The sequence below is a fragment of the Algimonas arctica genome (genome assembly GCF_014652695.1).
GTDB lineage: Bacteria > Pseudomonadota > Alphaproteobacteria > Caulobacterales > Maricaulaceae > Litorimonas > Litorimonas arctica.
The window spans coordinates 61,717-87,635 of sequence record NZ_BMZH01000012.1; the positions used below are offsets into that span (position 1 = coordinate 61,717).

Sequence of the window (25,919 nt, forward strand, 5' to 3'; positions counted from 1 at the left end):
TTAAATGCGCCAGTCTGGGAATCGACGTGCACGTCCGGCTTTAAACAGTCGGATGCGATTGCCAGCGGGATCAAGGATATCCGCTTCTTCCCACGCATAAGACTTCATTTCAGGCGGCGAAAGCGGCGTGAGATCGGTCGCTTTTAAATACGCGTCCAAATCATCTAGTTCAAAATAGATGAGCGGCCCGTCGGCGGCGGTCCATCCGTCCTCAACAGCGTGCAGTGACAGTGTCGCAGGTTCTCCGCCATCCGGGGGGTTAGGAAATTCGAACCGGACATACCGCGGCGCACTATCGACGATCAACGTCAGGCCGAGGCGTTGATAAAACGAAATGCTCTCCGCCATATCTATGGCGCCGAGCGTGACTTGGTTGAGTCGTAGGCCGTTCATGTGGTGAGCTCCTGTTTGCTATTGTCCCATTGGTCATCTGAGAGAGGTTTCCCCGTTTCCAGCAAGGATTTCAGGTTAGACAGAACAGCCGGCCAGCCTTGGGTGACGCCTTTATGCATAACGGAGTCTATGTTGAGTTTGCTATGGGTCACAGTGAGTTTCGTGTCCGGCCCAAGCGCAAGCAACTCGTAAGTGACGACAGACGGGGTTGGTTCTTCCATTTTACTGCCGTCTGCCCCGTTCCATGTGACAACAAGTTTGTGTGGCGGATCGGACTCAAGCACCTGTCCATGTACATCGACGATGTTGCTGTCATCGGCGCGTTGATGCTGCCATATAGATCCAACCGTCCAATCTGACTTATTGTGATGACCCCAGTATTTTTCGGTGAGTTCTTTCTGGATCAGCCCATTCCAAACGGTCTCGGCTCTAGCAGCGATATAGAGTGTGTAGACGAAATCGGGCGCGTCCCCATTGGGTGTGTCATCATAGGCCATGTTGTTTTTTCTTCCTGTTTTCGGATTGATCTTTCGATTCAGATTGGGCTTTCAACTCGACTAGCATATCAAGTTGCGCTTCTTCGAAACGGCCGACCCAGCGGTGGACGATCTCGGCGAGGGGGACAGGGTTGAGGAAATGCAGTTTCTCGCGCCCTTGCCAATGAATCGACACCAAGTTGGCGGCCTCAAGAATTTTCAGATGCTTCGTCACAGCTTGGCGCGACATATCGAGTGATTGGGTTAGCTGCCCTAATGTCTGGCCATTGTTATCAAAAAGCTGATCGAGCAAGCTGCGCCGCGTTTCATCCGCCATGGCTTTAAAGACATCACTCATAGGCGTATTAATAGGCAACTAAATGGTTGCCCGTCAAGGTCTTCCGTAAACCCATAAAAAAACCCGCCTCGGATGATGATCCGAGGCGGGATATTGTCAGCAAGAAAGTCGGTCAGTTTACGCCATCTTTTTCTGGAAGTTCTCGTCAATCGCTTCAATATAGCCGGTTGTTGTCAGCCAGCCTTGCTTGTCACCAACGAGGAGCGCGAGGTCTTTCGTCATCTGACCGTTTTCAACGGTTTCGATGACGGTCTTCTCAAGGGTGTTCGCGAATTTCACGAGGGCTTCGTTGTCATCAAGCTTACCGCGGTGCGCCAGGCCCCGTGTCCAAGCAAAGATTGAGGCCGTCGAGTTTGTCGATGTGGCTTCGCCTTTCTGGTGGTTACGGTAGTGACGGGTCACTGTGCCGTGCGCCGCTTCGGCTTCCATTGTCTTGCCGTCTGGTGTGAGCAAGAAGGATGTCATCAGGCCGAGTGAACCAAAGCCCTGTGCGACAGTGTCGGACTGCACATCGCCATCATAGTTCTTACACGCCCAGATATAGCCACCGGACCACTTCATCGCGGCTGCGACCATATCATCGATCAGACGGTGCTGATATTCGCCGCCAAATTCAGCGAACTTCTCAGCGAACTCAGCATCGTAGACTTCTTGGAAGATGTCCTTGAAGCGACCATCATAGGCTTTCAGGATTGTATTCTTCGTCGACAGGTAAACAGGCCAGCGGCGTTGAACGCCATAGTTCATACAAGCCCGCGCAAAATCACGAATGGAGTCATCCAGGTTATACATGCCCATCAGGACACCGCCGCCGGGGAAGTCGAAAATCTTACGCTCAATCACTTCGCCGTCTGTGCCTTCGAAACGCATCGTCGCCGTGCCGGGGCCGGGGACAACGAAATCAGTCGCTTTATATTGGTCACCAAAGGCGTGACGACCGATAACGATGGGTTTTGTCCAACCGGGAACAAGACGCGGAATGTTGGAACAGATAATGGGCTCCCGAAACACAACGCCGCCGAGGATGTTGCGGATCGTGCCGTTAGGCGAGCGCCACATTTTCTTGAGGTCGAACTCTTCAACGCGCTGCTCATCAGGGGTGATGGTCGCGCATTTGATGCCGACGTTATATTTCTTGATCGCATTCGCGGCATCGACTGTGATTTGATCATCTGTCGCATCGCGGGCTTGGATCGACAGATCATAGTCCAGCAGGTCAATGTCGAGGTAGGGTTCGATCAGTCGTTCAATGATCATATCCCAGATAATACGTGTCATCTCGTCGCCGTTCATATTAACGACGGGGTTGTTCACCTTAATTTTTGCCATGAGGTCCTCTGTGCAAAGTCTGAAAAGTCTTGGAATTATGAGCCCGCCTATAGCAAAGCGGCCCGTAAGTTAAAGTCCTATCCGGAGCGATCACATGGGAGCCAATAAGCCCGGCAAAGAAGTGCATGACCAATTAGGTCGTGCCGTCGGTATCAAAGACGTGTCCGTTCCGGCGGTCATCCTCGTCAATCCGCAATTGGGCGAGAATATCGGCTCGGCGGCGCGGTCGATGTTGAATTTCGGTCTGACCGATTTGCGCCTTGTCGTGCCGCGCGATGGGTGGCCCAATCCGGCCGCGGTGACTTTGGCGGCAGGAGCGCTGTCGGTGCTGGAGAGCGCGCGCCTGTTCGACACGACGGAAGAGGCGATCGCCGACCTCCATTATGTGATGTCCGCGACCGCGCGGCGGCGCGGAATTGAGCTGCCTGTGATTGGTGTGGAGGGGGTCGGCTCTAAGGTGCGGGCGATGGAAGCTAAGGGCACACGCACCGGAATTTTGTTCGGCCCAGAAAATGCGGGATTATCGAATGCGGATGTGGCCTTGTCCGACGCGATCCTGACCTATCCCGTGAATCCCGCCTTTCAGTCGCTCAATCTGGCGCAGGCCGTCAATGTCTTTGCCTTTCTCTATGCGGCGGGCGAGGGCGTTCCAGATACATTTAATGATGCGCTGTCAGCGGTTGCCCCGCGTGAAGACCTCGTGCGTTTGTTCGATCATTTGGAAACAGAGTTGGAGGACGCAGGATTCTTTTATCCCGTGGTGAAGAAAGAGCTTATGCGCCACAACATCCGGGCGCCTTTGACGCGCGCGCAAATGACCAAGCAGGAAGTGCGAACCTTCCGGGGTATCGTCAAGGCTTTGTCCAAGGGACGGGGCCACAGCCTCAAGTCAGGAAAAAATAATGACAAGTGATTTGAAGGCGCTTCAGTCTGCCGCAGACACGGGTGATGCCAATGCGATGGCCAAATATGGCAAGCACCTAATCTCTGAATCTAAAACGGCAGAGTCCGGACAAAAGGGTCAGCTTCTCCTTCAAAAAGCAGCGCAGGCTGGAAATGGTGAGGCTGCGGAGTTCATTGCTATTATGCTGGCGTCCGGGATGGCCGGTCAGCAAGACTGGAACATGGCGTTGGATTATTTGGCCCACGCCGCATCTATGAATTGGGCGCCAGCCGTCGGGCAGCTCAAACTATTCGCTAGTCCAGAAAACCCACAGGCTTTTGATAAATCGGATTGGCGCGAAGTACGTGATGCCATCGACATAGAAAAGCTTCTGAACATCCCAGAACGACGGAGCCTTTGTGAATCTCCGCGAATTCGTCAGTTTGATGAATTTCTGCCCCACAGTTTTTGCGATTGGATGATTGAACGGGCGCGTCCTCGTGTATCGCGCGCGCGGATTTACGATAGCACTGATGTTAGAGGCAAAGAAACCCAAGACAGAACCAACTCCTCGACCAATTTTTCCTTGATGGAATTAGACCTAGTTCTGATTCTCATACAATCGCGTGTGGCAAAGCTAGCCAGCGTCCCAATTTTCGCGATGGAGAAGTCGATGGTGCTTCATTACGAACCTGGTCAGGAGTTCAAACCACATTACGATTATCTAGATCCTACGAAGCCGGCTCAAATCGCCGATATGCGCCAGTTTGGGCAGCGTCTTGCGACCTGTTTGATCTATTTGAACGATGATTTCGATGGGGCCGAAACGGAGTTTCCGAAATTGGGTCAAAAGTTTCGCTGCGAAAAGGGCGGTGCGCTCGTTTTCGCGAATATTGATGAGCAGGGACAGCCTGATCCACAAACGTTACATGCGGGTCTGCCGCCGACCAGAGGTGAAAAGTGGCTGTTTTCTCAATGGATACGCAGTGGCCCCATGCCGATCTGACGTGTTGTGTTTAGCGTCGCTCTTTCCTCTTACCGGCGATCGCCGGCGGCTGGGAGCATTTTAACGACCTTGGCAGTTGCATGCCTCTGAGAGTTTGTTCTAGACGCGCGCCATGCGCTTTCTACCTTACCTGACCCTGCTCATTAGTTTTGTGTTGGGCTATCTCGCCTACCCATTCGGGGTAGTCTTTATTGTGGCGGTGGTATCGGCAGTCCTCTTGTTCCCGAAACGGCGTCATCAACTGCGAACTCAGCCGCAGGCGCCGGATCGCAACATGGTGCTAGACGGATTTTTCCTCATCGTTCAACAGACGCTTATTCATTTTGTCGTGTTTGCGCTGGGCCTGTTCGTAATGCGTATGATGGCCGGCTAGAACGCCACCCATCGAAGGCAAAGACCGCTACGCCGAGCCAGATCAGCGTGAAGCAGATGGCATGCGCCGCCGTGAACGTTTCGCCAAAATAGATACCACAGAGAAACTGCATCGTTGGACCGACGAATTGTAGGACACCCAATGTGGACAGGCGGATGCGCCGCGCTGCGAAGGCAAAGGCCAGTAGAGGCAGAACGGTGATCGGGCCGGATGCGACCATCAGCCAGTTCAATGTTGTATCCGTGCCAAACACGAGTGATCCTGATTGGTTCAGCCACGCAATATAGAGAGCAGCAGGCAAGATCAGCACGAGCACTTCTATGAATAATCCCGGCATCGCGCCGACATCGATCAGTTTACGCAACACGCCATAAATGGTGAACGAGCACGCCAAGAACAGCGATATGACCGGGAACTGTCCGCCATAGATCGTCAGCGCGAGCACCCCCATGCACGCCAGTAGGATGGCGAATCCTTGCAGTTTCGACAGTCGCTCCCCGAAGAAAAGAACGGCCACGAGAACGTAAATCAACGGATTGATATAATAGCCGAGGCTGCCTTGAAATATTTGCTCAATCTGGATCGCATAAATATAGACGCCCCAATTCGCTGCGAGGCTGATCGAGGCCAAGGCAAGCAAAGCGAGCGTCCGGGGTTTGCGAATGGCCTTCCATGTATCGCCGATTTGTTTGCGAAAGATCAGGATCAACAAACCAAAGGGCAGGGACCAGAGAATGCGGTGCGCCAGGAGTTCAGGGGCAGGGACCGCGCGTGTCGCAACGAAATAGATCGGGAATAGGCCCCACATGGAGTAGGCGGCGAGACCTGAGAATAGTCCTGCGCGGGAATCGATTTCTTGCGGGCGGTTCATTCCCGCGCCATACACTCTCTACGCGGTCTGTCATGGTCTGTTGACTTCACATTGCGGTGCAGTATGTCGCCGCCATCATCTACGGGATATTTGCGTTGCCGCCGTTGTAATCGCTCCTTAATTTGAAGGAGCCGGCCCGCGAAGAAATAGAAAGGGCGCGACTATGTCAAAGCGTCATTCAGCCAAATATAAAATTGATCGCCGTATGGGCGAAAACATCTGGGGCCGTCCGAAGTCTCCAGTGAACAAGCGCCCGACCCCTCCCGGTCAGCATGGTGCCGGTCGTCGCGGTAAAATGTCCGATTTTGGTACGCAGCTTCGCGCCAAGCAGAAGCTCAAAGGCTATTACGGCAACATCCAAGAAAAACAGTTCCGTCGTACTTTCGAAGAAGCGACACGGATGAAGGGCGATACGTCTGAGAACCTGATCGGTCTGCTAGAACAGCGCCTTGATGCTGTTGTTTACCGCGCTAAGTTCGTTCCGACCGTTTTCGCATCGCGCCAATTCGTCAACCACGGCCACGTTCTGGTTAACGGTAAGAAGGTCAATATCCCGTCTTACCGCGTCAAGCCAGGCGACGTGATTGAAGTCCGCGAAAAGTCAAAAACAATGGCTTTGGTTCTTGAAGCGCTCGACATGGCTGAACGTGAAGTTCCTGAATATGTTGATCTTGACGTTAAAGGCATGAAGGCGACCTTCACGCGCATCCCAAGCTTCGACGAAGTGCCTTATGCGGTTCAAATGGAACCCAACCTCGTGATCGAATTCTACTCGCGCTAATTTCGCGCGACATTCGATGCAAACAAAAGCCCGCTTCATCGAAGCGGGCTTTTTTTTGTCTAACTTCTGACCCAGACAAGTTTGAATGGCTGGTCTGGCGCGGTGAGTGTTACCGTCTCATCAAAATGGTAAAATCCCGGTTCGGCAAATTTGAGCGTTCGCGTTCCTTTTGTCTTGTTTTCAATCCGGACGGTCTGTTGGGATACGGGTGTGCAGTGGAAGACTTCGCCAATAAACATACGGCGACACTGTTTAATGTGCAGGTCCAAGATGGTGCCCTCAGGCACAGAATAATGAACAGTGAGTCCCTGTCCGGGGCGCAGATAGGTTCGTCTCAGTAAAAAAGATTGCGCGTAAACCCCGAACCCTTCCAACCGGTTACGGTCGATGTCGAGGAGGCTTTTATTCAATGGATACAGGACGGAATCTATGACTTGCGTCGGGCGAAGCAAGGTGGGGATGTAATGAAGCCCTGCATAACAGAGGGTTAAACCGAGGATGATGGAGGCCGCAGATCCGAGTGTGCGCCCAGTGCCCATAGGCGTCTTGGCGACATATCCTCTGACACCACGAGAGGCCGCTTGCTGTTCGGCATCCACGGACTGTCGGGAATAGCTGGCACGGGTAAATGATGGCACGCGCTCTCCTACGGAAAACGCGTGACTACGGTGAAACCCTAAATAAACCGCTACGATGCGGTTTATGCGACTTTGGCTTAGGCTGCCATCTCGATGCCTTTTTCGGCGAACATGGTGCGCATTTCGCCGCTCTCAAACATCTCGCGGACAATGTCACAGCCGCCAATAAACTCACCTTTGACGTAAACCTGTGGGATCGTCGGCCAATTATTGACGTCCTTTATCCCCTGACGGATAGCGGGGTCTTCGAGCACATTCACAGAGGCGTAATCAACGCCCAAATAATCGAGCATTTGCACGACAGTTGATGAAAAGCCGCATTGCGGGAAGGTCGGTGTGCCCTTCATGTAAAGAACGATATCGTTCTCGCTAACGGTTTTGGCAATCTGTGCGTGGGCGGGGTTGTCGGACATGGAATTCTCCTGCTGTATCACGCCATAGCTAGGAAGGCGGGGGACAGAGTTCAACGGGTGATAATGGGATTGGACGCAAAGATTTTATGGCGCGCGTGTTTCCAGTGCGAGCGCATGGAGCTCTCCATTCGCGCCGTCCATCTTTCCGTTTAGCGCTTTGTAAACGAGCTGATGCTGCGCCACACGGCTCTTGCCACGGAACTGTTCACTCACGATGATGGCTTTCCAGTGGTTATTGTCACCTGCAAGATCGATCATCTCGATTTTTGCATCTGGAAGGGCTGCTTGTAGCAAAGCTACGATCGCGTCTTGCTCCATGGCCATTAGACGGTCTCCGTCGCGCCGCTCATGAGCGTGGGCATCCAGCTTTCCCAGCGGTCCTTCAGACCGGACAGGCTCACGTCGAACCCATCTTTCGCGGTCAAGCGGTCGCCGCCAACTGTGCCAACGATTTGCGCTTTCACGCCAAGGCCGTTTGCCGTTGTGAGGATCGGGTTGATCGAGTTCTTATCCGTCGCAATTAAGTAACGGCCTTGATCTTCCCCGAAGTACCACGCGTGCGCCGGGAGGTCGGATGGATTGGAAAGCGTTGCGCCAATACCCGAAGAGAAAGCCATCTCACACGCAGCAGAAGCAAAACCACCATCCGACAAATCATGCACAGCACTGACGCGGCGGTTGCGGATCAGTTTCCGCACATAATCGCCATTGCGCTTTTCTGCCGCCAGATCGACTGGAGGCGGGGCGCCGTCTTCGCGACCCATGAGCGCGCGGAGATAGATGGAACTGCCGAGCCAGCCGTCTGTCTCACCAATCATGATGAGCGTATCGCCAGCCTTGGCACCTTTGAGGGTTTTGATAAGCGACAGATCCGGAATGAGGCCGACACCCCCAACGGCAGGCGTTGGCGGAATGGCGACACCATTCGTCTCATTGTACAGCGACACATTGCCGGATACGACCGGGTATTCAAACGCGCGGCAGGCTTCGTTCATGCCGTCTATACAGCCGACAAATTGACCCATAATTTCGGGCCGTTCCGGGTTGCCGAAATTAAGGCAATCGGTGATCGCGATCGGGTCTGCGCCAACCGCTGTCAGGTTGCGCCAGCTTTCTGCCACGACTTGCTTTCCGCCCTCATAGGGGTCGGCGTAGCAATAGCGCGGGGTGCAATCGGTTGTGACCGCGATGGCTTTATTCGTGCCGTGAATGCGAATGATGGCGGCATCGCCACCCGATTGGCTACTATCCATCGTGTCCGCCATGACGTGGCGATCATACTGTTCCCAGATCCAGCGTTTGGACGTCATGTCAGGATCGGTCATGACGCGCACTAGTGCGTCATTATAATCTTGGGGCTCAATAATATCGCTGGGCTCAATGACGTCGCGCGGTGCCGTCGGCGTATGCGGACGGTTAAGGTTCGGCGCGTCATCGGCGAGCGGCGCAATCGGAATGTCGCAGACCGTTTTGCCGCCATGCGTGAGGACGAGCCGACCTGTTTTCGTGGTCGTGCCAATTTCGGCAACATCCAGACCCCATTTTTCAAACACATCAAAGGCCAGCTGTTCTTTACCCGGCTGAATAACCATAAGCATCCGCTCTTGGCTCTCCGACAGCATCATTTCATAGGCCGTCATCCCGGTCTCGCGCTGCGGGACTTTATCGAGATTAAGCGCGACTCCGACGCCGCCTTTATCCGCCATCTCAATAGAGGAGGATGTCAGGCCAGCCGCACCCATATCTTGGATGGCGATAATGGCGTCTGTGGCCATTAATTCGAGACAGGCTTCGATCAACAACTTTTCAGTAAAGGGGTCGCCAACTTGAACCGTTGGGCGTTTTTCTTCGCTATCATCATCAAACTCAGCCGACGCCATTGTTGCGCCGTGAATACCGTCGCGACCTGTTTTGGACCCGACGTAGAAGATCGGATTGCCCACGCCCTTGGCGGCAGAATAAAAGACATTATCAGCGCGCGCCAAGCCAACGCACATCGCATTGACCAGGATGTTGCCATTATATCCGGCATGAAAATTGGTTTCGCCGCCCACTGTTGGGACACCGACGCAATTTCCGTATCCGCCGATTCCCGCGATTACGCCATCAACGAGGCTCTTCGTCTTAGGATGATCCGGTTCACCGAAACGAAGCGCGTTGAGCAAAGCAATCGGCCGCGCGCCCATCGTGAAAACGTCGCGCATAATGCCGCCCACGCCTGTCGCTGCGCCTTGATAAGGCTCAATATAGGACGGGTGGTTGTGGCTCTCCATTTTGAAGATAATCGCATCGCCATCATCAATATCAATCACGCCGGCATTTTCGCCAGGGCCTTGAATGACGCGTTTTCCTGTCGTCAGGAATTTTCCGAGATGTCTACGGGACGATTTATAAGAGCAATGTTCCGACCACATAACCGAAAAAATACCCAATTCTGTCAGGTTGGGCTCACGCCCTAACCGATCCAGAATAATCTTATATTCTGCACCGCTAATGCCGTGTTCAGCAATGACGTCCAGAGTGATGTCGTCAGACTTAGATGTGCCAGCCATTACAGCGATCCGAGAATGGATTTGAAGATGTTGCTGCCATCAGTTCCACCATGCAGCGGATCGATAGCGCGTTCAGGGTGCGGCATCATGCCGAGGACATTCCCAGCTTGGTTTATGATTCCAGCAATATCGCCGCGAGAGCCATTGGGGTTGTCAACATAGCGAAAAACGACCTGACCACTGCCTTCAATCCGGCGAAGTGTATCGTCATCTGCAAAATAATTCCCGTCATGATGCGCGACGGGGATGTCGATTTCATGTTTGGCGTCATAGAGTTTCGTGAAACGCGTTTGCGCATTGGCAAGCCGAAGCCGACTAATTTTGCAGACAAATTTTTGACCCGCATTGCGCATGAGAGCGCCGGGCAGCATTCCAGCCTCGGTCAGGATTTGAAAACCATTGCAAATGCCAAGGACGGGTAGGCCGGCCTCTGCTTTTTGCTTCAAGTCTTTAATGACGGGGGATTGCGCGGCGATGGCGCCGGAGCGCAGATAGTCACCATAAGAAAATCCGCCTGGAACGACAACAAAACGTACATCATCAGGAATGGATGTGTCCTTATGCCAGATCATATGCGGGGCTTTGCCCGTGTGGGTTTCCAGCGCGACGGCGGCGTCACGGTCGCAATTGGATGCGGGGAAGACGATGACGGCGGTTTGCACGTCTATTCCTCCGTCTCGTCCAACTCGATGCGGTAGCTCTCGATCACCGTATTGGCGAGAAGCTTCTCACACATCTCTTTGACGCGGGCTTTGACAAGGTCACGCTCGCCATTGGCGAGCTTCAATTCGATCACCTTACCTTGCGTCGCATCTTGGACTTCTTCGAAGCCCAAATCATTGAGAGAGCTGGCAATGGTGCGTCCCTGGGGATCAAGCACGCCGGGTTTCAGGCCGACATAAACGCGGGCAATCATGGGCATAACTCTGTTCAGTCGTTGGAGGAAATGACGGATATATTGGCCGTCGAAGGGTTGGGTTTAAGGATGCCAAGTCGTGTGGCGACTTCTGTGTAGGCTTCTGTGACCTCGCCCAAATCACGGCGGAACCGGTCTTTGTCGAGTTTCTTGTTAGTTTCCATGTCCCACAGACGGCAGCTATCCGGGCTAATTTCATCAGCGAGAATAATCATGTGATCGCCAAGACCATCAGGATGGGCGAGCCGACCGAATTCAATTTTAAAGTCGACGAGGCGAATGCCGATGCCCGCGAACATGCCTTGTAGATAATCATTGATGCGCAAGGTCATGGCGATGATTTCGTCCATCTCGCCCTGCGTCGCCCAACCAAAGGCATAAACATGTTCTTCAGCGACTAAAGGATCACCGAGGTCATCGCGCTTCAAGCAAAATTCGACGATAGAGCGGGGCAGTTTCTCACCCTCTTCAATGCCAAGGCGTACGGACATAGTCCCGGCGGCGACATTGCGGCAAATCACTTCAAGAGGAACAATTTCGACCTTTTTAATCAACTGCTCGCGCATGTTCAGGCGGCGGATGAAGTGAGTCGGAATGCCGATTTCCATCAAGCGCAGCATGATGAATTCGGAAATGCGGTTGTTCAGCACGCCCTTACCGTCAAGCGTGGCTTTCTTTTGCGCATTAAATGCGGTTGCGTCGTCCTTGAAATATTGGACGAGTGTACCCGGCTCCGGTCCTTCGTAAAGGATCTTGGCTTTGCCTTCGTAAATCTGCTTGCGGCGGCTCATCGGACGCTCAGCTCCCATGCAGTAAAATGGCCCCATAGACGAGCACGCGCGGCGCGGCAACGGCAGGGCCGCACGGGACGCAGGGATAAGTCATGTGTTATCTCACCTGACGAACTTGTATCTTGCCGCCGGGGTAGGGGCTTTGTATTGACGGATTAAGATAAAACTCGACCGGACGCTTTCGTCCGCACGCCTCTGCTAAGGAATATACGATGACGAGCTTTGATGACCGTAAAAATGCTTCTGAGACCCGATTTGTTATGGACGCAGCAAAGGAATTCAAATCCGAAGCTCGCCGGAACAAAGCGCTCGGCCATTGGGCGGCGGGCTTGCTGGGCAAAGTTGATGCCGATGCGGACGCTTACGCGTTGCAAGTGATTGTCGCGGATATGGAAGAAGCGGGCGATGATGATGTTTTTCGTAAGCTACGCGGCGATCTCACGGCAGCCGGCATTGAGCTGTCCGACCAAGCGATTCGCGATCGGATGGCGGAAGAGCTGAAACTGGCGCGGGATCATGTTTACGCACAGGATTTGAACGTAAACCGCTAATACGGTGTTCCCCCTAGTCGTCACGGCCATGCTTTAGTAAGCGACCCGCTATGAACGCAAAAACACAGCACCGCATCGCTCTTTATCCTGGGACATTTGACCCGATGACCTTGGGTCATTTGGACATTATGAAACGCGCCTCACGCTTGTGTGACAAGCTAATTATCGGCGTTGCGATAAACCGCAGCAAGAACCCGGTCTTTGGTTTGGATGAGCGAGTCGAGATGGTCGAAAATGTCGTGGCCCCGTTTCGTGAGCGGATCGAAGTCGAGGTGAAGCCCTTTGAAGGGCTACTGATACACTTCGTTGAAGACTGCGGGGCGTCCATGATAGTTCGCGGCCTTCGGGCTGTGTCCGATTTTGAATATGAGTTTCAAATGGCCGGTATGAACGACCGTTTGAATCCAGACATCGAAACGGTCTTCCTTATGGCGGACCCACAATATCAGACCATTGCGTCGCGTCTTGTCAAAGAGATCGCGCGGCTGGGTGGTAATATCGATCAATTCGTGACCCCGGAGGTCGCGGTGCGACTGAAGGACAAATATTCATGAAGATCTCATTCTCTTTGAAACCCCAACTTCGTTTGAAGGCGGCGGTTCGTCTCACGGCTTTGTCCACTCTGGCCATCGCGGGCCCTGCGTGTTCCGCTGAATCCACGGAAAGCTACGCTGACGGTGAAATTAAATCGGCCGTGACGTTCCCAGAGACAGCTTGGCGCACGGTTGAGGCTGACAATCTCATGCTGATCGATACGGCTTACGGCGTCATCGGGGTGGAGCTTTTCCCTGAAATCGCGCCCAATCACGTGGCTCAAGTCAAAGCGTTGGTGCGCGATGGGTTTTATGATGGCGTTGTGTTTCACCGCGTCATTGTCGGATTTATGAACCAGACGGGCGACGGCCAGAACGGCAACGGGACAGGCGATAGTGAATTGCCGGATATTGCCGCCGAGTTCACCTTTCGACGCGGCGAAGATATGGGCGTGACCTTGGTATCCTCGCGCGGAAGTGAACGGCAGCAGATAGCGACGGGCTTTTACAAAGGCCTCCCAGTCGCGTCTCAACCGATTAGTCAGGCGATTTTAACCAAGGACGGCAAAGTCGCGGCCTTTGGTCTTCATTGTAAGGGCGTCACGTCTATGGCGCGGACATCAGAGCCAAATAGTGCGAACAGCCAGTTTTTCCTTATGCGTGGCAAAGCCGAACATTTGGACGCGCAATATTCTGTCTGGGGCGCCACGGTTATGGGTTACGACTATCTGACGTCTTTTAAAGTCGGTGTCGTCGGTGAAGATGGATTTGTCCCGGATCAAATGAACAACGTAAAGATTGCGGCTGACTTACCCGAAGCAGATCGCCCGACCGTGCAAGTGCTCGATACAACGTCCGATGCGTTCACCAATTGGATTTCGACACAAAGTTATGATGATGTCTGCGACGTGCAGATCCCGTCCCGCACACAGTAATAACGTCAACCTCTCACACTTTTAAATTTAAGACTCTCAAGGTATATAATGTCCGATAAACTTATCCTCACCGTCGATACGCAATCCGGCGAGACTGGCGACATCACGATTTTGCTGCGGCCTGATCTGGCTCCAAAACATGTCGCGCAGATCACGAAACTCGTCAAAGATGGTTTCTATGATGGATTGACTTTCCACCGTGTTATTGACGGTTTCATGGCGCAGGGCGGCTGCCCGGACGGCACTGGCATGGGCGGCGCGAAAAAGCAGATTCCAGCTGAGTTTAGCAAACATCCACATCTGCGTGGCGTTTGTTCCATGGCTCGCAGTTCCAATCCGAACAGTGCGTCCAGTCAGTTCTTTATCTGTCTCGACGATGCGCAGTTCCTTGATAACCAATATACTGTCTGGGGCGAAGTCGAAGACGGCATGGACCTTGTTGACGCGCTGCCAAAGGGTGAGCCACCGCGCTATCCTGGCAAAATCGTCAAAGCGACAGTCGCTTAGCGACTTTTGTAGTCGTCCTTTTTGGGCGTCACTGACATGGACGTCTCTGACTTTGATTTCGACTTGCCGGAGGCGCGGATTGCGCTCCGGCCGATAGAGCCGCGCGAACATGCGCGGCTTTTATGCGTGGGTGAGACACTTACGGATCATACTGTCGGCGATCTGCCGGATTTATTGCAGCCCGGTGATTTGCTCGTCCTTAATGATACAAAAGTCATTCCTGCGGCCTTGTCGGCTACACGTCCGGCGCGCGCGCAAGGCGGCGGTGGCGACGTATCGCTGACGATTAACTTGCATAAGCGGACCGCTCCCGACCGGTGGCGCGCCTTTATTCGTCCTGCGAAACGGCTGCGGGAGGGAGACGCCGTCATCTTTTCAGACAGTTTCGTCGCGACGGTCGTGACCATCCGAGACGGTGGCGATGTCGAGCTCACATTTGATCGGGCAGGGGGCGCGCTCGATACCGCTGTTTCCGCCCATGGTCGGACGCCTCTGCCCCCTTATATTGCAAAAAAGCGCGATGCGGACGCGCAAGACGAATCTGATTATCAGACGGTCTACGCCGATGATCCGGGCAGTGTTGCCGCACCGACGGCAGGCCTTCATTTTACGGACGCCCTGTTTGCACGACTTGCCGAACATGGCGTCGAAATTGCCAAGCTAACCCTGCATGTCGGGGCAGGAACCTTCTTGCCGGTTAAGTCTGACCGGACAGAAGATCATGATATGCATAGTGAGTGGTATGATATCGGTTCAGAGACGGCCGCGCAGATTGCCAAAGCGAAAGCCGAAGGGCGCAGGGTGGTCGCCGTTGGGACGACGTCTCTACGTGCCTTAGAGGCGTCAAATGGACACGCGGGTACGGGTGATACCAATATCTTCATCACGCCGGGCTACACATTCAAAGTGGTGGATGGCTTAATGACCAATTTTCATCTGCCGCGCTCAACTCTGTTTATGCTTGTCAGCGCCTTGGTGGGAACTGACACAATGCAAACCGCTTACGCTCACGCGATAGAGACGGGTTATCGGTTTTACTCCTATGGTGATAGCTCACTGATCTGGCGACGATAATGGCTGTTTTCCCCTACGATATTCACGCGACCGATGGGCGCGCGCGGACTGGAACACTGCGCACAATGCGCGGTGACATCCAAACACCCGCCTTCATGCCGGTGGGAACTGCGGCCACAGTCAAGGGCGTCTATATGGACCACGTCAGGCAAGCGGGCGCGGACATCATACTGGGCAACACGTATCACTTGATGCTGCGCCCCGGTGCGGAACGTATCGCGCGCTTAGGCGGATTGCATAAGTTTTGCGGTTGGGACGGGCCGATGTTGACCGATTCGGGTGGGTTTCAGGTCTGGTCGCTCTCCAAGCTGCGCAAAATGAGTGAGGAAGGCGTCGAGTTTCGCTCGCATATTGACGGCAGCAAACACATGCTCAGCCCAGAGCGGTCGATGGAAATTCAGGCCGAATTGCTCGGCGCGGATATTTGTATGCAATTTGACGAATGCACGCCCTTTCCCGCAACCCCCGATCAGGCTCGCGCCTCAATGGAATTGTCACTGCGGTGGGGCGCTCGCTCTCTCGCGGCTTTCGGGGATCGCCCTGACCAAACTCTGTTCGCGATTGTGCAAGGCTCCACCTATGCCGATTTACGCGCCGAATCAGCGCAACGTTCGATTGAGGCGGGCGGCTATGGCGGTTACGCGATTGGCGGACTGGCCGTAGGTGAGGGGCATGAGATGATGTGTAGTGTTTTGGATGTCACGACGCCGCATTTACCCGCCGATCGTCCGCGCTACCTGATGGGCGTCGGAAAGCCAATTGACCTTGTTGAGGCGGTTTATCGGGGTGTCGACATGTTTGATTGTGTGATTCCGACGCGATCTGGACGGCATGGGCAAGTTTGGACGGACACGGGGCCTTACAATATTAGGAAGGCTGAATTTGCAGAGGATGACAGTCCGCTCGACCCCGCAATTGATTGTCCTGCCTCGCAAAATTATTCAAAGGCTTACGTCCATCACTTGATTCGATCGGGTGAAATGTTGGGGCAAATGATCCTCTCACGGCATAATATCGCCTATTTTGAGGATTTAATGCGACGAATTCGGACTGAAATCACCTCTGGGACCTATGACCGATTTGTCTCTGACTTCCGTGCGGCTTGGGCCTGAGGCGAGCCTGTGAACTGGCTTATCAATTTGTCTGTAAACTCCACTGCGAAACGGGTTGACCTCGCGCTTGGCCGCGCCTAGTTAGCGCGCGCTTTCGCAGGCTCTAAGTATCCCTGCTTTATACCTTTATGGTAAGCGCCCATAGCTCAGTTGGTAGAGCGCCTCACTTTTAATGAGGATGTCGACGGTTCGAGTCCGTCTGGGCGTACCAAAGGTTTAACTTTTAATGACAATTTGATTCGTCTAAACCTTTGGATGTGGTGCAGTTTTGCAACATTCTTATGGGATTCGACTTAAAAGTTCATCGAAATGCGAAACTCTCGTTGGTAATTTGGAACTGTTTCGTATATCACCCGTATAGGAAACGTGTCCCTGGGGGGCGCAAAACCTAAATCAAACTAATGGCTTTGGTCCATTTACGGAGGAATATCATGAAGCATCGGCTTCTAATCGCGGCAGCTGCGACAGCGCTTATGGCCGCGCCGTCACTCGCATCCGCACAAGACAGCGGCGTTTATATCAAGGCACAAGCCGGGTATGGCGTTATTACAGATTCTGACGTTTCGGTTGGACCGGCAGCGTCAAATGGCATTCAAGGCGTCGTTGCTGGCCAAGGCAACTTGGCATTGGGCCTCGGCATTGGTTACGATTTAGGCAAAAACTGGCGTATCGAGCTTGATGGTTCATCGCTCTATAACGAACTCGGCACTGTTGGTGGGCAACCACAATCAAATGCTAAGATCCAAGCTAGCTCGCTTATGCTGAATGCAATCTATGACTTCTCAGACTTCGGTCGTTGGGAGCCTTATGTTGGTGCCGGTCTTGGTATTACATCTGGCGACATCTCCATGTCAGCTTCAGACTTCTTGAACGACACTGGAACAGTCCTTGTTTCCAACCCAGCTTGTATTGGTACAGCTCCTGCTGGCGCCGCACGGTCTTGCAGCGCGAACGACAGCGAAACAAACTTCGCTTGGAACCTGATTGCGGGTCTTGGCTACAACATCACTGACAACCTGACATGGGACACTAACTATCGTTATATCGATATGGGTGATTTCTCTATTGATGGTGACTTCGTACATCAATCAACACCTGCGGGCACACCGGTCAGAGCCGATCTGACGTCAGTTGTTGAAGATGTATCAGCGCACGTGCTGATGACAGGCTTCCGTTACCGCTTTGGTAAATCGGCTCCCGTTGTCGTTCCTGTGCTTCCACCAGTACCTGTGACTTACACATGTTGGGATGGTTCAACTGAAGTTACTGATCTCAACCTCTGCCCAGTTCAGACATTCACATGTTGGGACGGCTCGACAGAAGTCACTGATCTTGATCTGTGTCCTGCTCAAGTCACATACTACACATGTAGTGATGGTGTAACGAGCGTGACAGATTTGGCAGCTTGCCCAATCATCACGTGCCAAGAGCAATTCCGTCAAGAATTGATCTATTATGAGTTTGATAAAGGTCAGTCTGCGGAAACACGGAACACAATCAACCGCATCCTTGACGTTGGTCAGTACTGTAACATCAGCAGCGTTCGCGTTGTCGGTCACACAGATACATCCGGTACAGCAGCCTACAACTTGGGTCTGTCAAAACGCCGTGCGTCTGACGCACAAGAAGAGCTCGTCCGTCAGGGCGTAAGCGGCGCGATGATCTCGTCCGAAGGTAAAGGCGAAACAGAACCGTTCGTCCAAACTGGCAACGGCGTTCGTGAGCAGCTTAACCGTCGTACGGAAGTTCTGATCACTTTGTCGGATGTCGGCACAGCGATGATGAGCAACTAAGCTCCACACGATAACTAATTTTAAGCCCGGCTCATTGAGCCGGGCTTTTTTTATGCCTGATGCAGAGAATTTATCCGTAAGATGAATTCGTAAGTCATGACGTTCATTTTAAGACGCCCCAATCATAGTTCGTGCCAGCAGTCGCGGGCAGAGAAATCGACTGTAAATCAATAAGCGCGATGCGGCATGGGCGAGGGCGCTAGCCAGGCACATGTCGATCGTTGATGTGGCTATGGATATCGCGCAGACACTGAGGCCTTTCTTCGCGGTCCTAATGTATAGGGTGAGCGGAAATACCGAACGGATAATGATAAGAGCGCAGTCCTGAAGACACGCACAAACGCACAAACGCGCTCACGAAATCTGAGGCCAGAAAGCAGGCTTCAATAATCCCCTTGTTTGACGCAAAATTATGGTCATAAATGCCGTTACGTATGACAGCGCTGTCAATTATAAGCCGTAAGCGTAGGGGATAAGATGAACTTCACAGCACGGGATCGGTTGAAATTACTGGGCGGGGTTGCGGCAATAGCGTTGGGTGCGTGTGGCGGTGGCGCCTCTGTCAGTCGACCCGTTAGCGTCGTACCGCCGACTCCAGTTCCACCAATACCGCCGACAGTGACATACACGCCGGCCAGAGGGGTTCTTCGAGATAAGTTTAGAAACAAATTCTTAGTCGGAGCTGCGGTAACTCCCGCGCAAGTCGCTGAAGGACAGACCGAAGCGGATATTCTCAAAGACCAATTTAATTCAATCACGGCCGAAAATGTCATGAAGCCAGGGGCTCTCGCCCCGACAGAGGGGAGCTACACTTTTGAGGCTGCCGATCGCTTGCTCACCTTTGCCCAAGCCAACACTATCGCTTTGCGTGGCCATGCTTTACTTTGGCATCGCGCTACCCCTGACTATTTCTTCCAAGGCACCCAAGATGAAGTCAAAGCCCGTCTAGAAAAGTATGTGACGGACGTTGTCACTCATTTCAAAGGGAAGGTTTACGCATGGGACGTTGTGAACGAAGTTATCAGCGATGATGACGGGGCCACGGCGCCATATCGGAACTCTAATTGGTATCAGGCCGCAGGCGGGGCGGACTATATTGACTGGGCATTCGAAGCGGCTCGAAAAGCAGATCCTGATGCGCTTCTCTTTATCAATGATTACAACACTGAATTGACCGGGAAACGGGCTCGGTTGCTGCAAGTCGTCAAAGATATGCAGGATCGCGGCATTCCTATCGACGGTATTGGGCACCAAATGCATATCCAAGCGGCCACTCCCGTGGCTGATGTATTGGCGGCGATTGATGACGTCGACAATCAATTCATGGGCATCATCAATCATGTCACAGAATTGGACATCTCAATTTACAATGATCCTGCGTCCTGTTTTAAGAACCAGACAAATTGCGCCGCAGATTACGGAAACAATATTCCGCAAACTGCCGTTGATGATCAGGCGCAAAAATATCGCGATCTTTATAATGGGTTTGAAGCCCGCCCAAGCGTAACATCTGTCACGACATGGGGCGTTTCAGATGCTCAGTCTTGGCTAAACGGCTATCCGGTCAATCGCACCAATGCACCGCTGTTATACAATCGAGATCGGGCCGCTAAAAAAGCGTTTAGAGCCATCGTTGAGCCTGATTTTGAGATTTAATGTCTGTCAAAATTCTTGGTGCGATGCTGGAAGTCACGAAAGCTAGGCGCCGCTTGTGACCTCATTGGTTTTTGATCGGTGCTCGATCCCAAAATTTTAGGGATCAACTATTGGCGACGCCTAAATCGACTTCCAGCTCACCAATCGAGTGGGTGAAATTATTGGGAAGGATCGTTTGTTTGCCTGTCCATTGGATGTTCGGGAACCGCTCGAATATCTGTGTGAATGCGGCATTGAGCTGCATGTTGGCAATTCGCTGACCCATGCAGACGTGGCTACCGAAACCAAAGGCCACATGTTTGGAAGCGTTGGCACGTGTCACATCAAATTGATCCGGGTCGGCAAAGACTTCTGGATCGCGATTGCCTGCGCCATACCACATCACGATCTTCTCCCCTTCGGCGATTGTCTGACCGCGAATCTCTGTTTCTTTGAGCGCGGTGCGGCGCATATACATGACCGGGCTCACCATGCGGACGATCTCGTGGCACATGTTAGGAATCAGCGAACGGTCGGCCAAAACTTTGGCCTTCTGATCCGGAAATTGACTCAGCAATCGCAGTCCACCGGACAGGGAATTGCGCGTCGTATCATTGCCAGCAATGATGATGAGCAACCACGATCCATCTAGGAATTCATCCGGAAGGCGCTCGCCATCAATTTCGACATTGGCGATAGCGGAGAGCAAGTCGTCTGTCGGTTCCGCCCGCCGCTTCAACAGGATTTCACGGCCATAGGCAAACATGGCTTCGACTTCGGTCAAGAATTTCATGACGAGCTGTGGGTCAACCGAGGAGGGGTCGCCCGTGCCCAACACATAGGCCGCCATTTCTAGCATATTCATCCATTCCCGAATTTTTGGCTGGTCGGCTTCGGGAACGCCAAGCATTTCGCATAAGGTGAAGAGCGGGAGTTGTGAGGAGAAATGCTCAACCCAGTTCAGACGGGGCCCCGCTTTATCGACATCATTCAATAGCTCCGTTACGCGCTGGTCAACTTTCTTGCGCAAGTCAGCAACATAAGTGGGTTTAACGAACTGCATATGTTCGCGGCGGAGCTGCATATGGTGCGGCGCGTCGAGGCAGATCATGGTGTTGAGCGACGCTGAATGGAGTTTCGGGTGTTGCCGCGCATCATTGGCATAGGCCATCATGATACCGCCCATTTGCGATGACCATGTTTGGGTGTCGAGGCTAGCGGCCTTGATGTCATCATAGCGAGTGAGCGCCCAAAATCCTTCGAGCTTTTTATTCTCAAGTCCGTGCCACATGACGGGGGCGGTTTCGCGCATGGCCTTGAAGGCCCCCCATGGTTGCTCGCCCGCGAAATTGAGGGGCTCGCCCAAATCGAGTGGCGGTTGCATCGGAAATTTAATGGGATGAACGGGATCTTGGGGGCCGCGATCCGGCTGGACCGTTTCCGTCACTAATTGCAAACCCATGAGTGTCTCCGTTCAAGCTCCGTCAGGGTAAGGCCCGCCGGTTCACAAACCTTCTGGGCGTCCGATCACAAGTTTGAACGGCCTGACATCAATGTTTTTCGGCAAACCCGCCCTAGCGTAGGGGTCATTTGCCATCCACGCATCCAGTGCCTCACGTGATGGGGCTTTGACAATGAGCAAGGACCCACGCATCGCATTTGTGTCATCGAGCCAGGGTCCAGCCGATAAAACAGTGCAATCTGACGGCGCTTTCAACCAATCAAGATGGTCTTGGCGTACGCGGGCGCGAATGGCGGGGCCGTCGGGGACGTCTTTGGATAGGATCATAAAATCAGGCATTTGTCTGATCTAGCGCTCCCAACGCGAACTGACAATATTGGCTCTCGTTAAATGTCTTACCGCGCTTGAGCGTAAAAGCGGTCTGCGAGCTCACATCGGGCCATTAAGTCAGGTGATTCAAGAAGGGCGCGCAATATTGGATCGAGAGGCTTGGCGGGGACGTTCTTTTTATATCGATCCTTAGATAAGAGGCGAGGGGCATTTTTTTCCGGTTTGATCCGCGCCGCGATGACTCTGTAATCGTGCGTATTAAGGTCATGCTTCAGGACTTTGACCAGACAGAGGCAATGTTCTTTTTTTCCGCCCCCTTCGGAACAATGGTTGGCAATGTCGATATTTTCGACATCAGTCGAAGCGTGTCTGGCGGGGATATCTCCCGACGCGCTGTTCAAAATATAGTGTTGGATTGGACCCGCTGCGGCGGTCTCATCACCTAAGATAAAGACAGATAAAACGGCGGTAACAAAAGTGACAGCCGTGGAGTGGCATGAGAATCCCATCGGGGTCCGTTTCAAAAAGTGAATCTACACTTTTATAAACGCGGTTGACCTTCGTTAGGTTCCGATGCGGACATAAGGAAATCAACTTCACGTTCAGAAACAACAAAGGCCCGCCGACAATGCCAGCGGGCCTCGTTTTGAAGTTTGGGTCTCACGGGACATATTGCCCGCTTCGTTATGGCTTACACTATGGACGCATCCGACGTGTTTGCCCTACCCGGTTTCGCGTTTACGAAAGGCTGAGCTAACAGCTCTGGGCAGACCCCTCAAAAAAGATAGACAAAACTACACCTCCTTTCTCAACGCGGCCCCACAATGGGACGGCTACCGATATATTCTATTTGGTCCGAGTCAGGGGTTTCGGCAAGTCTGAAATTATGTGAACTTTCAGACAGGCCTAACCGCACAAAAATATTTCGCTAAGTGGCGTCAGGGATGAAGTCGAGGGCGACACCATTATTGCAATAGCGCAAACCTGTCGGTCGAGGGCCATCCTTGAAGACATGGCCTTGATGCCCGCCGCAGCGTGAACAATGATATTCCGTCCGCGGGATGACTATTTTGAAATCTCTTTTGGTTTCGAGGGCCCCTTCAATCATGGTGAAGAAGCTCGGCCAACCAGTGCCCGAGTCGAATTTCATGTCAGATTTGAACAGGGGCAAGGCGCATCCCGCACAAACGAATGTGCCTGCGCGTTTTTCACTATCAAGGGGGCTTGAGGAAGCGCGTTCCGTGCCTTCTTTGCGAAGAACATGGAATTCTTCTTCTGTCAGGCGATTCTTCCAATCCTCATTGGAGAGGTTGGCCCAGTCAATATTGGTATCAGTCGCGGTCATGACGTCGGTCTTTCTATCGGATAATGGGTCTGTCGTAAGTGTTTTCGCGCTTGTGGCGCCGCTGCAAGCTGCGAGTACAAAAGCGGAGCCACCAAAGGTAAAGGTGCGTCTGTCGAACATGCGGTATCCTTATTGTGTCGCGCTCTCATGATAGACTTACGCATGGAACGCTAATCAGGTTGCGTTCACAGTTGAGTGAGGACGAGGGCCGCAATCAGGAAAGCCGCTGCCCACCCATTGGATTTGAACAAGCTCAGCGCCCGGTCAGGAGCATCGGGGCGCAGCCGGACTATTTGCCACGACAGGTGGGCGGCGAACGGTAGGACTGCGAAGGCGGCGACCGGCGTCTGTGAAAGCAGCAGGCCGCCAGTAATGAAAGTCACAGACAGCGCGTAGCATATCCCGACGCCTAATCGCACGCGACCTCCGAACCGGCGCGCTGTGCTGCGGATACCGATGACGGCATCGTCCTCAATATCTTGCAGAGCGTAAATCGTGTCGAAGCCCACGGTCCAGGCCGCTAATCCGACATAAATCAACCCAATGGCCGGATCGAGACCGCCTGTCTTGATCGCGTACGCAACCAAAACGGCCCAGTTAAAGGTCAATCCCAACCAGACTTGAGGCCACCAGGTAATGCGTTTCATAAAGGGGTAGGCGGCAACGAGGGGAATTGAGGCCAGTGCGATGAGTTTTGCCCCCCACGGCAGCGCGACCCAAATGGTGAAACCGACGGCGAGTTGCGCCCCGAGCCACATCCACGCCTGCAAGAGTGTGATTCGGCCAGACGGCAGTGGCCGCGCCTCTGTCCGCTCAACCTTTGCATCAAGGCCTCGGTCAACGATGTCATTATACGTGCATCCCGCGCCGCGCATAGCGACCGCGCCGATGAAGATCAGCGCGCCCCAGTAAAACGGTGACCAAATTTGCCAATCTGGACGACAAATCCAACTCGGCACGACAAGCCCGATCCAGCCGGGCAGGGTTAGCAACCAATAGCCGACAGGTCGGTCGAGACGCGAGAGTTGGAGGTAGGGCTGGATCGTCTCGGGAGTTTTATTGACCCAATGGGTGTTCTGGCTGTCAGCGATTTTAGTCATCCTGAGGTCCCATTGTCACACCGCGACTCTCCGGCTCTGGATTCCCGCTATTGCGGGAATGAGCGAAGTTTATAGAAATAGTCCGGATCATGGCGACGCACTGACCTTGTAGGTTTACCGCCGGATCTCATAAAGTGCGATCCCGGCCGCTGTGGCCACATTTAAACTTTCGGCTTCTCCCGCAATCGGATTGGATCGCATCGGGATGCGGGCCAGAACGTCACAGTTTTTGGCCACCAATTCACGTAGGCCTGACCCTTCGGCCCCCATAACGATCGCGTAGCGTCCTTCGCCAGCAAGGGCTTCAGAAACCGTTGTCTCTGTTTCCCCCGCCAGACCGACGACTTGATACCCAAACGTCTGCAAAGACTTGAGTGTCTGGGCGATGTTGGTCTCAAGACAAACAGGAACGGATTCCAAGCAGCCGACAGCCACTTTGGCCGTTGCGCCAGCGAGAGGTGGGGCTTTACGGCTTTGCATGACGAGCGCCGTCACGCCAAACGCGCTGCACAAACGCATCATGGCGCCCACATTATGTGGATCGGTGATCTGATCTAAGACGAGGATAATCGCGTCATCATCGGCGTCATCTGCGAGTTGAGATAGATGCGGCCATTGTAGCGGCGCCGCTTTAACCGCCACGCCTTGATGCGCCGCGCCGCGTGGCAGGGCTTTATCAATATAGGCCATGGCGACGATTTTCAGATCAGCACGACCTTCACTTAAACCAAGCCGTTCAGCGGCTTGTTCTGTGACCATAATTTGGTGGATCGTGCGGCGGGGATTATCAATGACGGCTTGAACCGCGTGCCAGCCCCAAATCCAAGGGTTGGGCGGGGCTGAGTTTCCGCCAGTCCGGTTGCTGCCTTTATACTTGGCATATTTAGAATCACGGCTCGGTTGGCGCGGTGTTGACGTTGCGCCATGCGATCGGCCGCCATAAGATTTCTTTGGCGTATCTTTCGAAGCGCCTGGAATCATGCCTTTGGAACGGTGTTCGGAGGATTGAGGCGCGCTTTTACCGCCTTTTCGAGAGGATGTACGCGTTTCAGAGCTTCCGCCCCGTCCGCGTTTTCCGCCCGATCTACCTGCGTTTTCGTTCTTGCGCGGTCCGTCGTCCATCGTTATATGCCCGCCTCAATCAGCAATATGCCTTTGTTATCGGCGCGGCTAACACGATGGCTGCAAGGGTGACAGGGCGTTTTTTGTTGTAAAACAGTAGTTTCATGATGTTTGGTCTTAACCAGACCGAGTATCAAGAGCAGGAGTTCCCTACGGAGTAAAACTGGGGAGGGGTGGCCGAGTGGTTAAAGGCGCCAGACTGTAAATCTGGTCACTTAGTGTACGTTGGTTCGAATCCAACCCCCTCCACCATCCTCCGCTCGCAATGCGAGCGTAGGCTGGTCAACAGTTCCGCGCTTTATTAGTGGATTGCATAAGCTAACGTTTTAGTGGCCACGCGGGCCTTTCCGCCGAAGCCAAAAATACGAAGGCGGGTATAGCACAATGGTAGTGCAGCAGCCTTCCAAGCTGAGTATGCGGGTTCGATTCCCGCTACCCGCTCCAGAAACAGTCGGTCCCACTTGTATTTGTGGGGTTGAAACACGAATTAACCTTTAACGGCCTGATAGGTGGGCCAGATGAGAGGACCTGCCAGATGGCTAAGGAAAAGTTCGAGCGTAATAAGCCACATGCCAATATCGGCACCATTGGTCACGTTGACCATGGTAAGACGACGCTGACAGCGGCGATTACGAAATAT

Annotated in this window: 31 protein-coding genes and 3 tRNA genes; 16 read left to right on the top strand and 18 right to left on the bottom strand. The window is 53.3% G+C overall.

All coding sequences use genetic code 11. The features are described from left to right. From IE105_RS12615 to IE105_RS12630, 4 genes are all read right to left on the bottom strand, one after another. Positions 1-393 (bottom strand): VOC family protein, encoded by a 393-nt coding sequence (locus IE105_RS12615; RefSeq protein ID WP_189499029.1) that lies wholly within the window; start codon positions 391-393, stop codon positions 1-3. Continuing rightward, on the bottom strand, positions 390-890 hold the full coding sequence (locus tag IE105_RS12620) for an SRPBCC family protein (RefSeq protein ID WP_189499031.1): 501 nt from the start codon (positions 888-890) through the stop codon (positions 390-392). Before IE105_RS12620 ends, IE105_RS12615 begins: the two co-directional genes overlap by 4 nt. Beyond that, positions 880-1,227, bottom strand: coding sequence for an ArsR/SmtB family transcription factor (locus IE105_RS12625; RefSeq protein WP_189499033.1), 348 nt, complete (start codon positions 1,225-1,227; stop codon positions 880-882). Before IE105_RS12625 ends, IE105_RS12620 begins: the two co-directional genes overlap by 11 nt. 117 nt (positions 1,228-1,344) lie before the next feature. Beyond that, positions 1,345-2,556 carry an NADP-dependent isocitrate dehydrogenase gene (locus IE105_RS12630; protein ID WP_189499035.1) on the bottom strand — a complete coding sequence of 404 codons (1,212 nt, stop codon included), beginning with the start codon at positions 2,554-2,556 and terminating at the stop codon, positions 1,345-1,347. A 94-nt stretch (positions 2,557-2,650) separates the two neighbouring features. Here IE105_RS12630 and IE105_RS12635 point away from each other — a divergent pair, with 94 nt between their 5' ends. The 3 genes from IE105_RS12635 to IE105_RS12645 all read left to right on the top strand — a co-directional run bounded on the left by IE105_RS12635 (position 2,651) and on the right by IE105_RS12645 (position 4,818). Continuing rightward, positions 2,651-3,469 (top strand): RNA methyltransferase, encoded by an 819-nt coding sequence (locus tag IE105_RS12635; RefSeq protein WP_189499037.1) that lies wholly within the window; start codon positions 2,651-2,653, stop codon positions 3,467-3,469. Continuing rightward, on the top strand, positions 3,459-4,445 hold the full coding sequence (locus IE105_RS12640) for a 2OG-Fe(II) oxygenase (protein ID WP_189499038.1): 987 nt from the start codon (positions 3,459-3,461) through the stop codon (positions 4,443-4,445). Before IE105_RS12635 ends, IE105_RS12640 begins: the two co-directional genes overlap by 11 nt. Before the next feature lie 112 nt (positions 4,446-4,557). Beyond that, positions 4,558-4,818 (top strand): hypothetical protein, encoded by a 261-nt coding sequence (locus tag IE105_RS12645; protein ID WP_189499040.1) that lies wholly within the window; start codon positions 4,558-4,560, stop codon positions 4,816-4,818. On the opposite strand, the gene rarD is transcribed toward IE105_RS12645, so the two are convergent. Continuing rightward, a complete protein-coding gene (rarD, locus tag IE105_RS12650; RefSeq protein ID WP_189499042.1) occupies positions 4,760-5,689 on the bottom strand; it encodes an EamA family transporter RarD in 930 nt (309 codons plus the stop codon). The two genes, IE105_RS12645 and rarD, sit on opposite strands and share 59 nt — an antisense overlap. A gap of 163 nt (positions 5,690-5,852) precedes the next feature. Here rarD and rpsD point away from each other — a divergent pair, with 163 nt between their 5' ends. Then, positions 5,853-6,470, top strand: a complete 618-nt coding sequence (gene rpsD / locus IE105_RS12655) for a 30S ribosomal protein S4 (protein ID WP_189499044.1) — start codon at positions 5,853-5,855, stop codon at positions 6,468-6,470. Between the two features lie 59 nt (positions 6,471-6,529). On the opposite strand, the gene IE105_RS12660 is transcribed toward rpsD, so the two are convergent. The 7 genes from IE105_RS12660 to purC form a co-directional block, all read right to left on the bottom strand. Further along, positions 6,530-7,108, bottom strand: a complete 579-nt coding sequence (locus tag IE105_RS12660) for a hypothetical protein (protein WP_189499046.1) — start codon at positions 7,106-7,108, stop codon at positions 6,530-6,532. Positions 7,109-7,185: 77 nt separating this feature from the next. Then, a complete protein-coding gene (gene grxD / locus IE105_RS12665; protein WP_189499047.1) occupies positions 7,186-7,521 on the bottom strand; it encodes a Grx4 family monothiol glutaredoxin in 336 nt (111 codons plus the stop codon). A gap of 84 nt (positions 7,522-7,605) precedes the next feature. Next, positions 7,606-7,845 carry a BolA family protein gene (locus IE105_RS12670; protein WP_189499049.1) on the bottom strand — a complete coding sequence of 80 codons (240 nt, stop codon included), beginning with the start codon at positions 7,843-7,845 and terminating at the stop codon, positions 7,606-7,608. Next, complete coding sequence (gene purL / locus IE105_RS12675) at positions 7,845-10,073, bottom strand: phosphoribosylformylglycinamidine synthase subunit PurL (RefSeq protein ID WP_189499051.1); 2,229 nt, start codon at positions 10,071-10,073, stop codon at positions 7,845-7,847. Before purL ends, IE105_RS12670 begins: the two co-directional genes overlap by 1 nt. After that, complete coding sequence (purQ, locus tag IE105_RS12680; RefSeq protein WP_189499053.1) at positions 10,073-10,735, bottom strand: phosphoribosylformylglycinamidine synthase subunit PurQ; 663 nt, start codon at positions 10,733-10,735, stop codon at positions 10,073-10,075. Before purQ ends, purL begins: the two co-directional genes overlap by 1 nt. Positions 10,736-10,737: 2 nt before the next feature. Beyond that, positions 10,738-10,989, bottom strand: coding sequence for a phosphoribosylformylglycinamidine synthase subunit PurS (gene purS / locus IE105_RS12685; protein WP_189499055.1), 252 nt, complete (start codon positions 10,987-10,989; stop codon positions 10,738-10,740). Positions 10,990-11,003: 14 nt separating this feature from the next. Further along, on the bottom strand, positions 11,004-11,780 hold the full coding sequence (purC, locus tag IE105_RS12690) for a phosphoribosylaminoimidazolesuccinocarboxamide synthase (RefSeq protein ID WP_189499056.1): 777 nt from the start codon (positions 11,778-11,780) through the stop codon (positions 11,004-11,006). Between the two features lie 212 nt (positions 11,781-11,992). On the opposite strand from purC, the gene IE105_RS12695 reads away from it, so the two are divergent. The 9 genes from IE105_RS12695 to IE105_RS12735 all read left to right on the top strand — a co-directional run bounded on the left by IE105_RS12695 (position 11,993) and on the right by IE105_RS12735 (position 19,941). Further along, on the top strand, positions 11,993-12,331 hold the full coding sequence (locus IE105_RS12695) for a DUF1476 domain-containing protein (RefSeq protein ID WP_189499059.1): 339 nt from the start codon (positions 11,993-11,995) through the stop codon (positions 12,329-12,331). A 50-nt stretch (positions 12,332-12,381) separates the two neighbouring features. Then, positions 12,382-12,885 (top strand): pantetheine-phosphate adenylyltransferase, encoded by a 504-nt coding sequence (coaD, locus tag IE105_RS12700; RefSeq protein WP_189499060.1) that lies wholly within the window; start codon positions 12,382-12,384, stop codon positions 12,883-12,885. Then, entirely contained in the window at positions 12,882-13,799 is a 918-nt protein-coding gene (locus IE105_RS12705; RefSeq protein WP_189499062.1) for a peptidylprolyl isomerase, read from the top strand. Before coaD ends, IE105_RS12705 begins: the two co-directional genes overlap by 4 nt. Before the next feature lie 48 nt (positions 13,800-13,847). Then, positions 13,848-14,306: a peptidylprolyl isomerase gene (locus IE105_RS12710; RefSeq protein ID WP_189499064.1), complete on the top strand. Its 459-nt coding sequence runs from the start codon at positions 13,848-13,850 to the stop codon at positions 14,304-14,306. Positions 14,307-14,342: 36 nt separating this feature from the next. Next, entirely contained in the window at positions 14,343-15,380 is a 1,038-nt protein-coding gene (gene queA, locus IE105_RS12715; RefSeq protein ID WP_189499066.1) for a tRNA preQ1(34) S-adenosylmethionine ribosyltransferase-isomerase QueA, read from the top strand. Next, entirely contained in the window at positions 15,380-16,492 is a 1,113-nt protein-coding gene (gene tgt / locus IE105_RS12720; protein WP_189499068.1) for a tRNA guanosine(34) transglycosylase Tgt, read from the top strand. Before queA ends, tgt begins: the two co-directional genes overlap by 1 nt. A gap of 135 nt (positions 16,493-16,627) precedes the next feature. Beyond that, positions 16,628-16,703 (top strand) — tRNA-Lys (locus IE105_RS12725). Positions 16,704-16,923: 220 nt separating this feature from the next. Further along, positions 16,924-18,285 carry an OmpA family protein gene (locus IE105_RS12730; RefSeq protein ID WP_189499070.1) on the top strand — a complete coding sequence of 454 codons (1,362 nt, stop codon included), beginning with the start codon at positions 16,924-16,926 and terminating at the stop codon, positions 18,283-18,285. A 477-nt stretch (positions 18,286-18,762) separates the two neighbouring features. After that, positions 18,763-19,941 (top strand): endo-1,4-beta-xylanase, encoded by a 1,179-nt coding sequence (locus tag IE105_RS12735; RefSeq protein WP_189499071.1) that lies wholly within the window; start codon positions 18,763-18,765, stop codon positions 19,939-19,941. 103 nt (positions 19,942-20,044) lie between these two features. On the opposite strand, the gene IE105_RS12740 is transcribed toward IE105_RS12735, so the two are convergent. The 6 genes from IE105_RS12740 to IE105_RS12765 form a co-directional block, all read right to left on the bottom strand. Continuing rightward, on the bottom strand, positions 20,045-21,382 hold the full coding sequence (locus tag IE105_RS12740; protein WP_189499073.1) for a cytochrome P450: 1,338 nt from the start codon (positions 21,380-21,382) through the stop codon (positions 20,045-20,047). Positions 21,383-21,424: 42 nt separating this feature from the next. After that, positions 21,425-21,721, bottom strand: coding sequence for a YciI family protein (locus IE105_RS12745; protein WP_189499075.1), 297 nt, complete (start codon positions 21,719-21,721; stop codon positions 21,425-21,427). Between the two features lie 56 nt (positions 21,722-21,777). Next, entirely contained in the window at positions 21,778-22,221 is a 444-nt protein-coding gene (locus tag IE105_RS12750) for a hypothetical protein (RefSeq protein ID WP_189499077.1), read from the bottom strand. A gap of 419 nt (positions 22,222-22,640) precedes the next feature. Then, the gene (gene msrB, locus IE105_RS12755; RefSeq protein WP_373299105.1) at positions 22,641-23,057 is read right to left on the bottom strand and encodes a peptide-methionine (R)-S-oxide reductase MsrB; all 417 of its coding nucleotides are present in this window, start codon (positions 23,055-23,057) and stop codon (positions 22,641-22,643) included. 185 nt (positions 23,058-23,242) lie between these two features. Continuing rightward, on the bottom strand, positions 23,243-24,157 hold the full coding sequence (gene ubiA, locus IE105_RS12760; RefSeq protein WP_189499081.1) for a 4-hydroxybenzoate octaprenyltransferase: 915 nt from the start codon (positions 24,155-24,157) through the stop codon (positions 23,243-23,245). 114 nt (positions 24,158-24,271) lie between these two features. Continuing rightward, entirely contained in the window at positions 24,272-25,279 is a 1,008-nt protein-coding gene (locus IE105_RS12765) for a TrmH family RNA methyltransferase (RefSeq protein ID WP_189499083.1), read from the bottom strand. A gap of 167 nt (positions 25,280-25,446) precedes the next feature. On the opposite strand from IE105_RS12765, the gene IE105_RS12770 reads away from it, so the two are divergent. From IE105_RS12770 to IE105_RS12780, 3 genes are all read left to right on the top strand, one after another. After that, positions 25,447-25,531: transfer RNA gene (locus IE105_RS12770), tRNA-Tyr, on the top strand. 118 nt (positions 25,532-25,649) lie between these two features. Continuing rightward, a tRNA-Gly gene (locus IE105_RS12775) sits at positions 25,650-25,723 on the top strand. 91 nt (positions 25,724-25,814) lie between these two features. Next, on the top strand, positions 25,815-25,919 hold a 105-nt coding region (locus IE105_RS12780; protein ID WP_233354145.1), incomplete at its 3' end, for a GTP-binding protein.

What these genes read in the sequence shown, in the direction of transcription:
- tgt (WP_189499068.1), top strand. Translation starts at nt 15,380, where the DNA reads ATGGCTGTTTTCCCCTACGATATTCACGCGACCGATGGGCGCGCGCGG.
- purS (WP_189499055.1), bottom strand. Translation starts at nt 10,989, where the DNA reads ATGATTGCCCGCGTTTATGTCGGCCTGAAACCCGGCGTGCTTGATCCC.
- IE105_RS12670 (WP_189499049.1), bottom strand. Translation starts at nt 7,845, where the DNA reads ATGGCCATGGAGCAAGACGCGATCGTAGCTTTGCTACAAGCAGCCCTT.
- IE105_RS12615 (WP_189499029.1), bottom strand. Translation starts at nt 393, where the DNA reads ATGAACGGCCTACGACTCAACCAAGTCACGCTCGGCGCCATAGATATG.
- IE105_RS12765 (WP_189499083.1), bottom strand. Translation starts at nt 25,279, where the DNA reads ATGGACGACGGACCGCGCAAGAACGAAAACGCAGGTAGATCGGGCGGA.
- grxD (WP_189499047.1), bottom strand. Translation starts at nt 7,521, where the DNA reads ATGTCCGACAACCCCGCCCACGCACAGATTGCCAAAACCGTTAGCGAG.
- coaD (WP_189499060.1), top strand. Translation starts at nt 12,382, where the DNA reads ATGAACGCAAAAACACAGCACCGCATCGCTCTTTATCCTGGGACATTT.
- purL (WP_189499051.1), bottom strand. Translation starts at nt 10,073, where the DNA reads ATGGCTGGCACATCTAAGTCTGACGACATCACTCTGGACGTCATTGCT.
- IE105_RS12635 (WP_189499037.1), top strand. Translation starts at nt 2,651, where the DNA reads ATGGGAGCCAATAAGCCCGGCAAAGAAGTGCATGACCAATTAGGTCGT.
- IE105_RS12740 (WP_189499073.1), bottom strand. Translation starts at nt 21,382, where the DNA reads ATGGGTTTGCAATTAGTGACGGAAACGGTCCAGCCGGATCGCGGCCCC.
- queA (WP_189499066.1), top strand. Translation starts at nt 14,343, where the DNA reads ATGGACGTCTCTGACTTTGATTTCGACTTGCCGGAGGCGCGGATTGCG.
- IE105_RS12630 (WP_189499035.1), bottom strand. Translation starts at nt 2,556, where the DNA reads ATGGCAAAAATTAAGGTGAACAACCCCGTCGTTAATATGAACGGCGAC.
- IE105_RS12745 (WP_189499075.1), bottom strand. Translation starts at nt 21,721, where the DNA reads ATGCCTGATTTTATGATCCTATCCAAAGACGTCCCCGACGGCCCCGCC.
- purC (WP_189499056.1), bottom strand. Translation starts at nt 11,780, where the DNA reads ATGAGCCGCCGCAAGCAGATTTACGAAGGCAAAGCCAAGATCCTTTAC.
- IE105_RS12645 (WP_189499040.1), top strand. Translation starts at nt 4,558, where the DNA reads ATGCGCTTTCTACCTTACCTGACCCTGCTCATTAGTTTTGTGTTGGGC.
- IE105_RS12620 (WP_189499031.1), bottom strand. Translation starts at nt 890, where the DNA reads ATGGCCTATGATGACACACCCAATGGGGACGCGCCCGATTTCGTCTAC.
- rarD (WP_189499042.1), bottom strand. Translation starts at nt 5,689, where the DNA reads ATGAACCGCCCGCAAGAAATCGATTCCCGCGCAGGACTATTCTCAGGT.
- msrB (WP_373299105.1), bottom strand. Translation starts at nt 23,057, where the DNA reads ATGACCGCGACTGATACCAATATTGACTGGGCCAACCTCTCCAATGAG.
- IE105_RS12710 (WP_189499064.1), top strand. Translation starts at nt 13,848, where the DNA reads ATGTCCGATAAACTTATCCTCACCGTCGATACGCAATCCGGCGAGACT.
- IE105_RS12640 (WP_189499038.1), top strand. Translation starts at nt 3,459, where the DNA reads ATGACAAGTGATTTGAAGGCGCTTCAGTCTGCCGCAGACACGGGTGAT.
- IE105_RS12625 (WP_189499033.1), bottom strand. Translation starts at nt 1,227, where the DNA reads ATGAGTGATGTCTTTAAAGCCATGGCGGATGAAACGCGGCGCAGCTTG.
- IE105_RS12730 (WP_189499070.1), top strand. Translation starts at nt 16,924, where the DNA reads ATGAAGCATCGGCTTCTAATCGCGGCAGCTGCGACAGCGCTTATGGCC.
- IE105_RS12735 (WP_189499071.1), top strand. Translation starts at nt 18,763, where the DNA reads ATGAACTTCACAGCACGGGATCGGTTGAAATTACTGGGCGGGGTTGCG.
- IE105_RS12695 (WP_189499059.1), top strand. Translation starts at nt 11,993, where the DNA reads ATGACGAGCTTTGATGACCGTAAAAATGCTTCTGAGACCCGATTTGTT.
- rpsD (WP_189499044.1), top strand. Translation starts at nt 5,853, where the DNA reads ATGTCAAAGCGTCATTCAGCCAAATATAAAATTGATCGCCGTATGGGC.
- IE105_RS12705 (WP_189499062.1), top strand. Translation starts at nt 12,882, where the DNA reads ATGAAGATCTCATTCTCTTTGAAACCCCAACTTCGTTTGAAGGCGGCG.
- ubiA (WP_189499081.1), bottom strand. Translation starts at nt 24,157, where the DNA reads ATGACTAAAATCGCTGACAGCCAGAACACCCATTGGGTCAATAAAACT.
- IE105_RS12750 (WP_189499077.1), bottom strand. Translation starts at nt 22,221, where the DNA reads ATGGGATTCTCATGCCACTCCACGGCTGTCACTTTTGTTACCGCCGTT.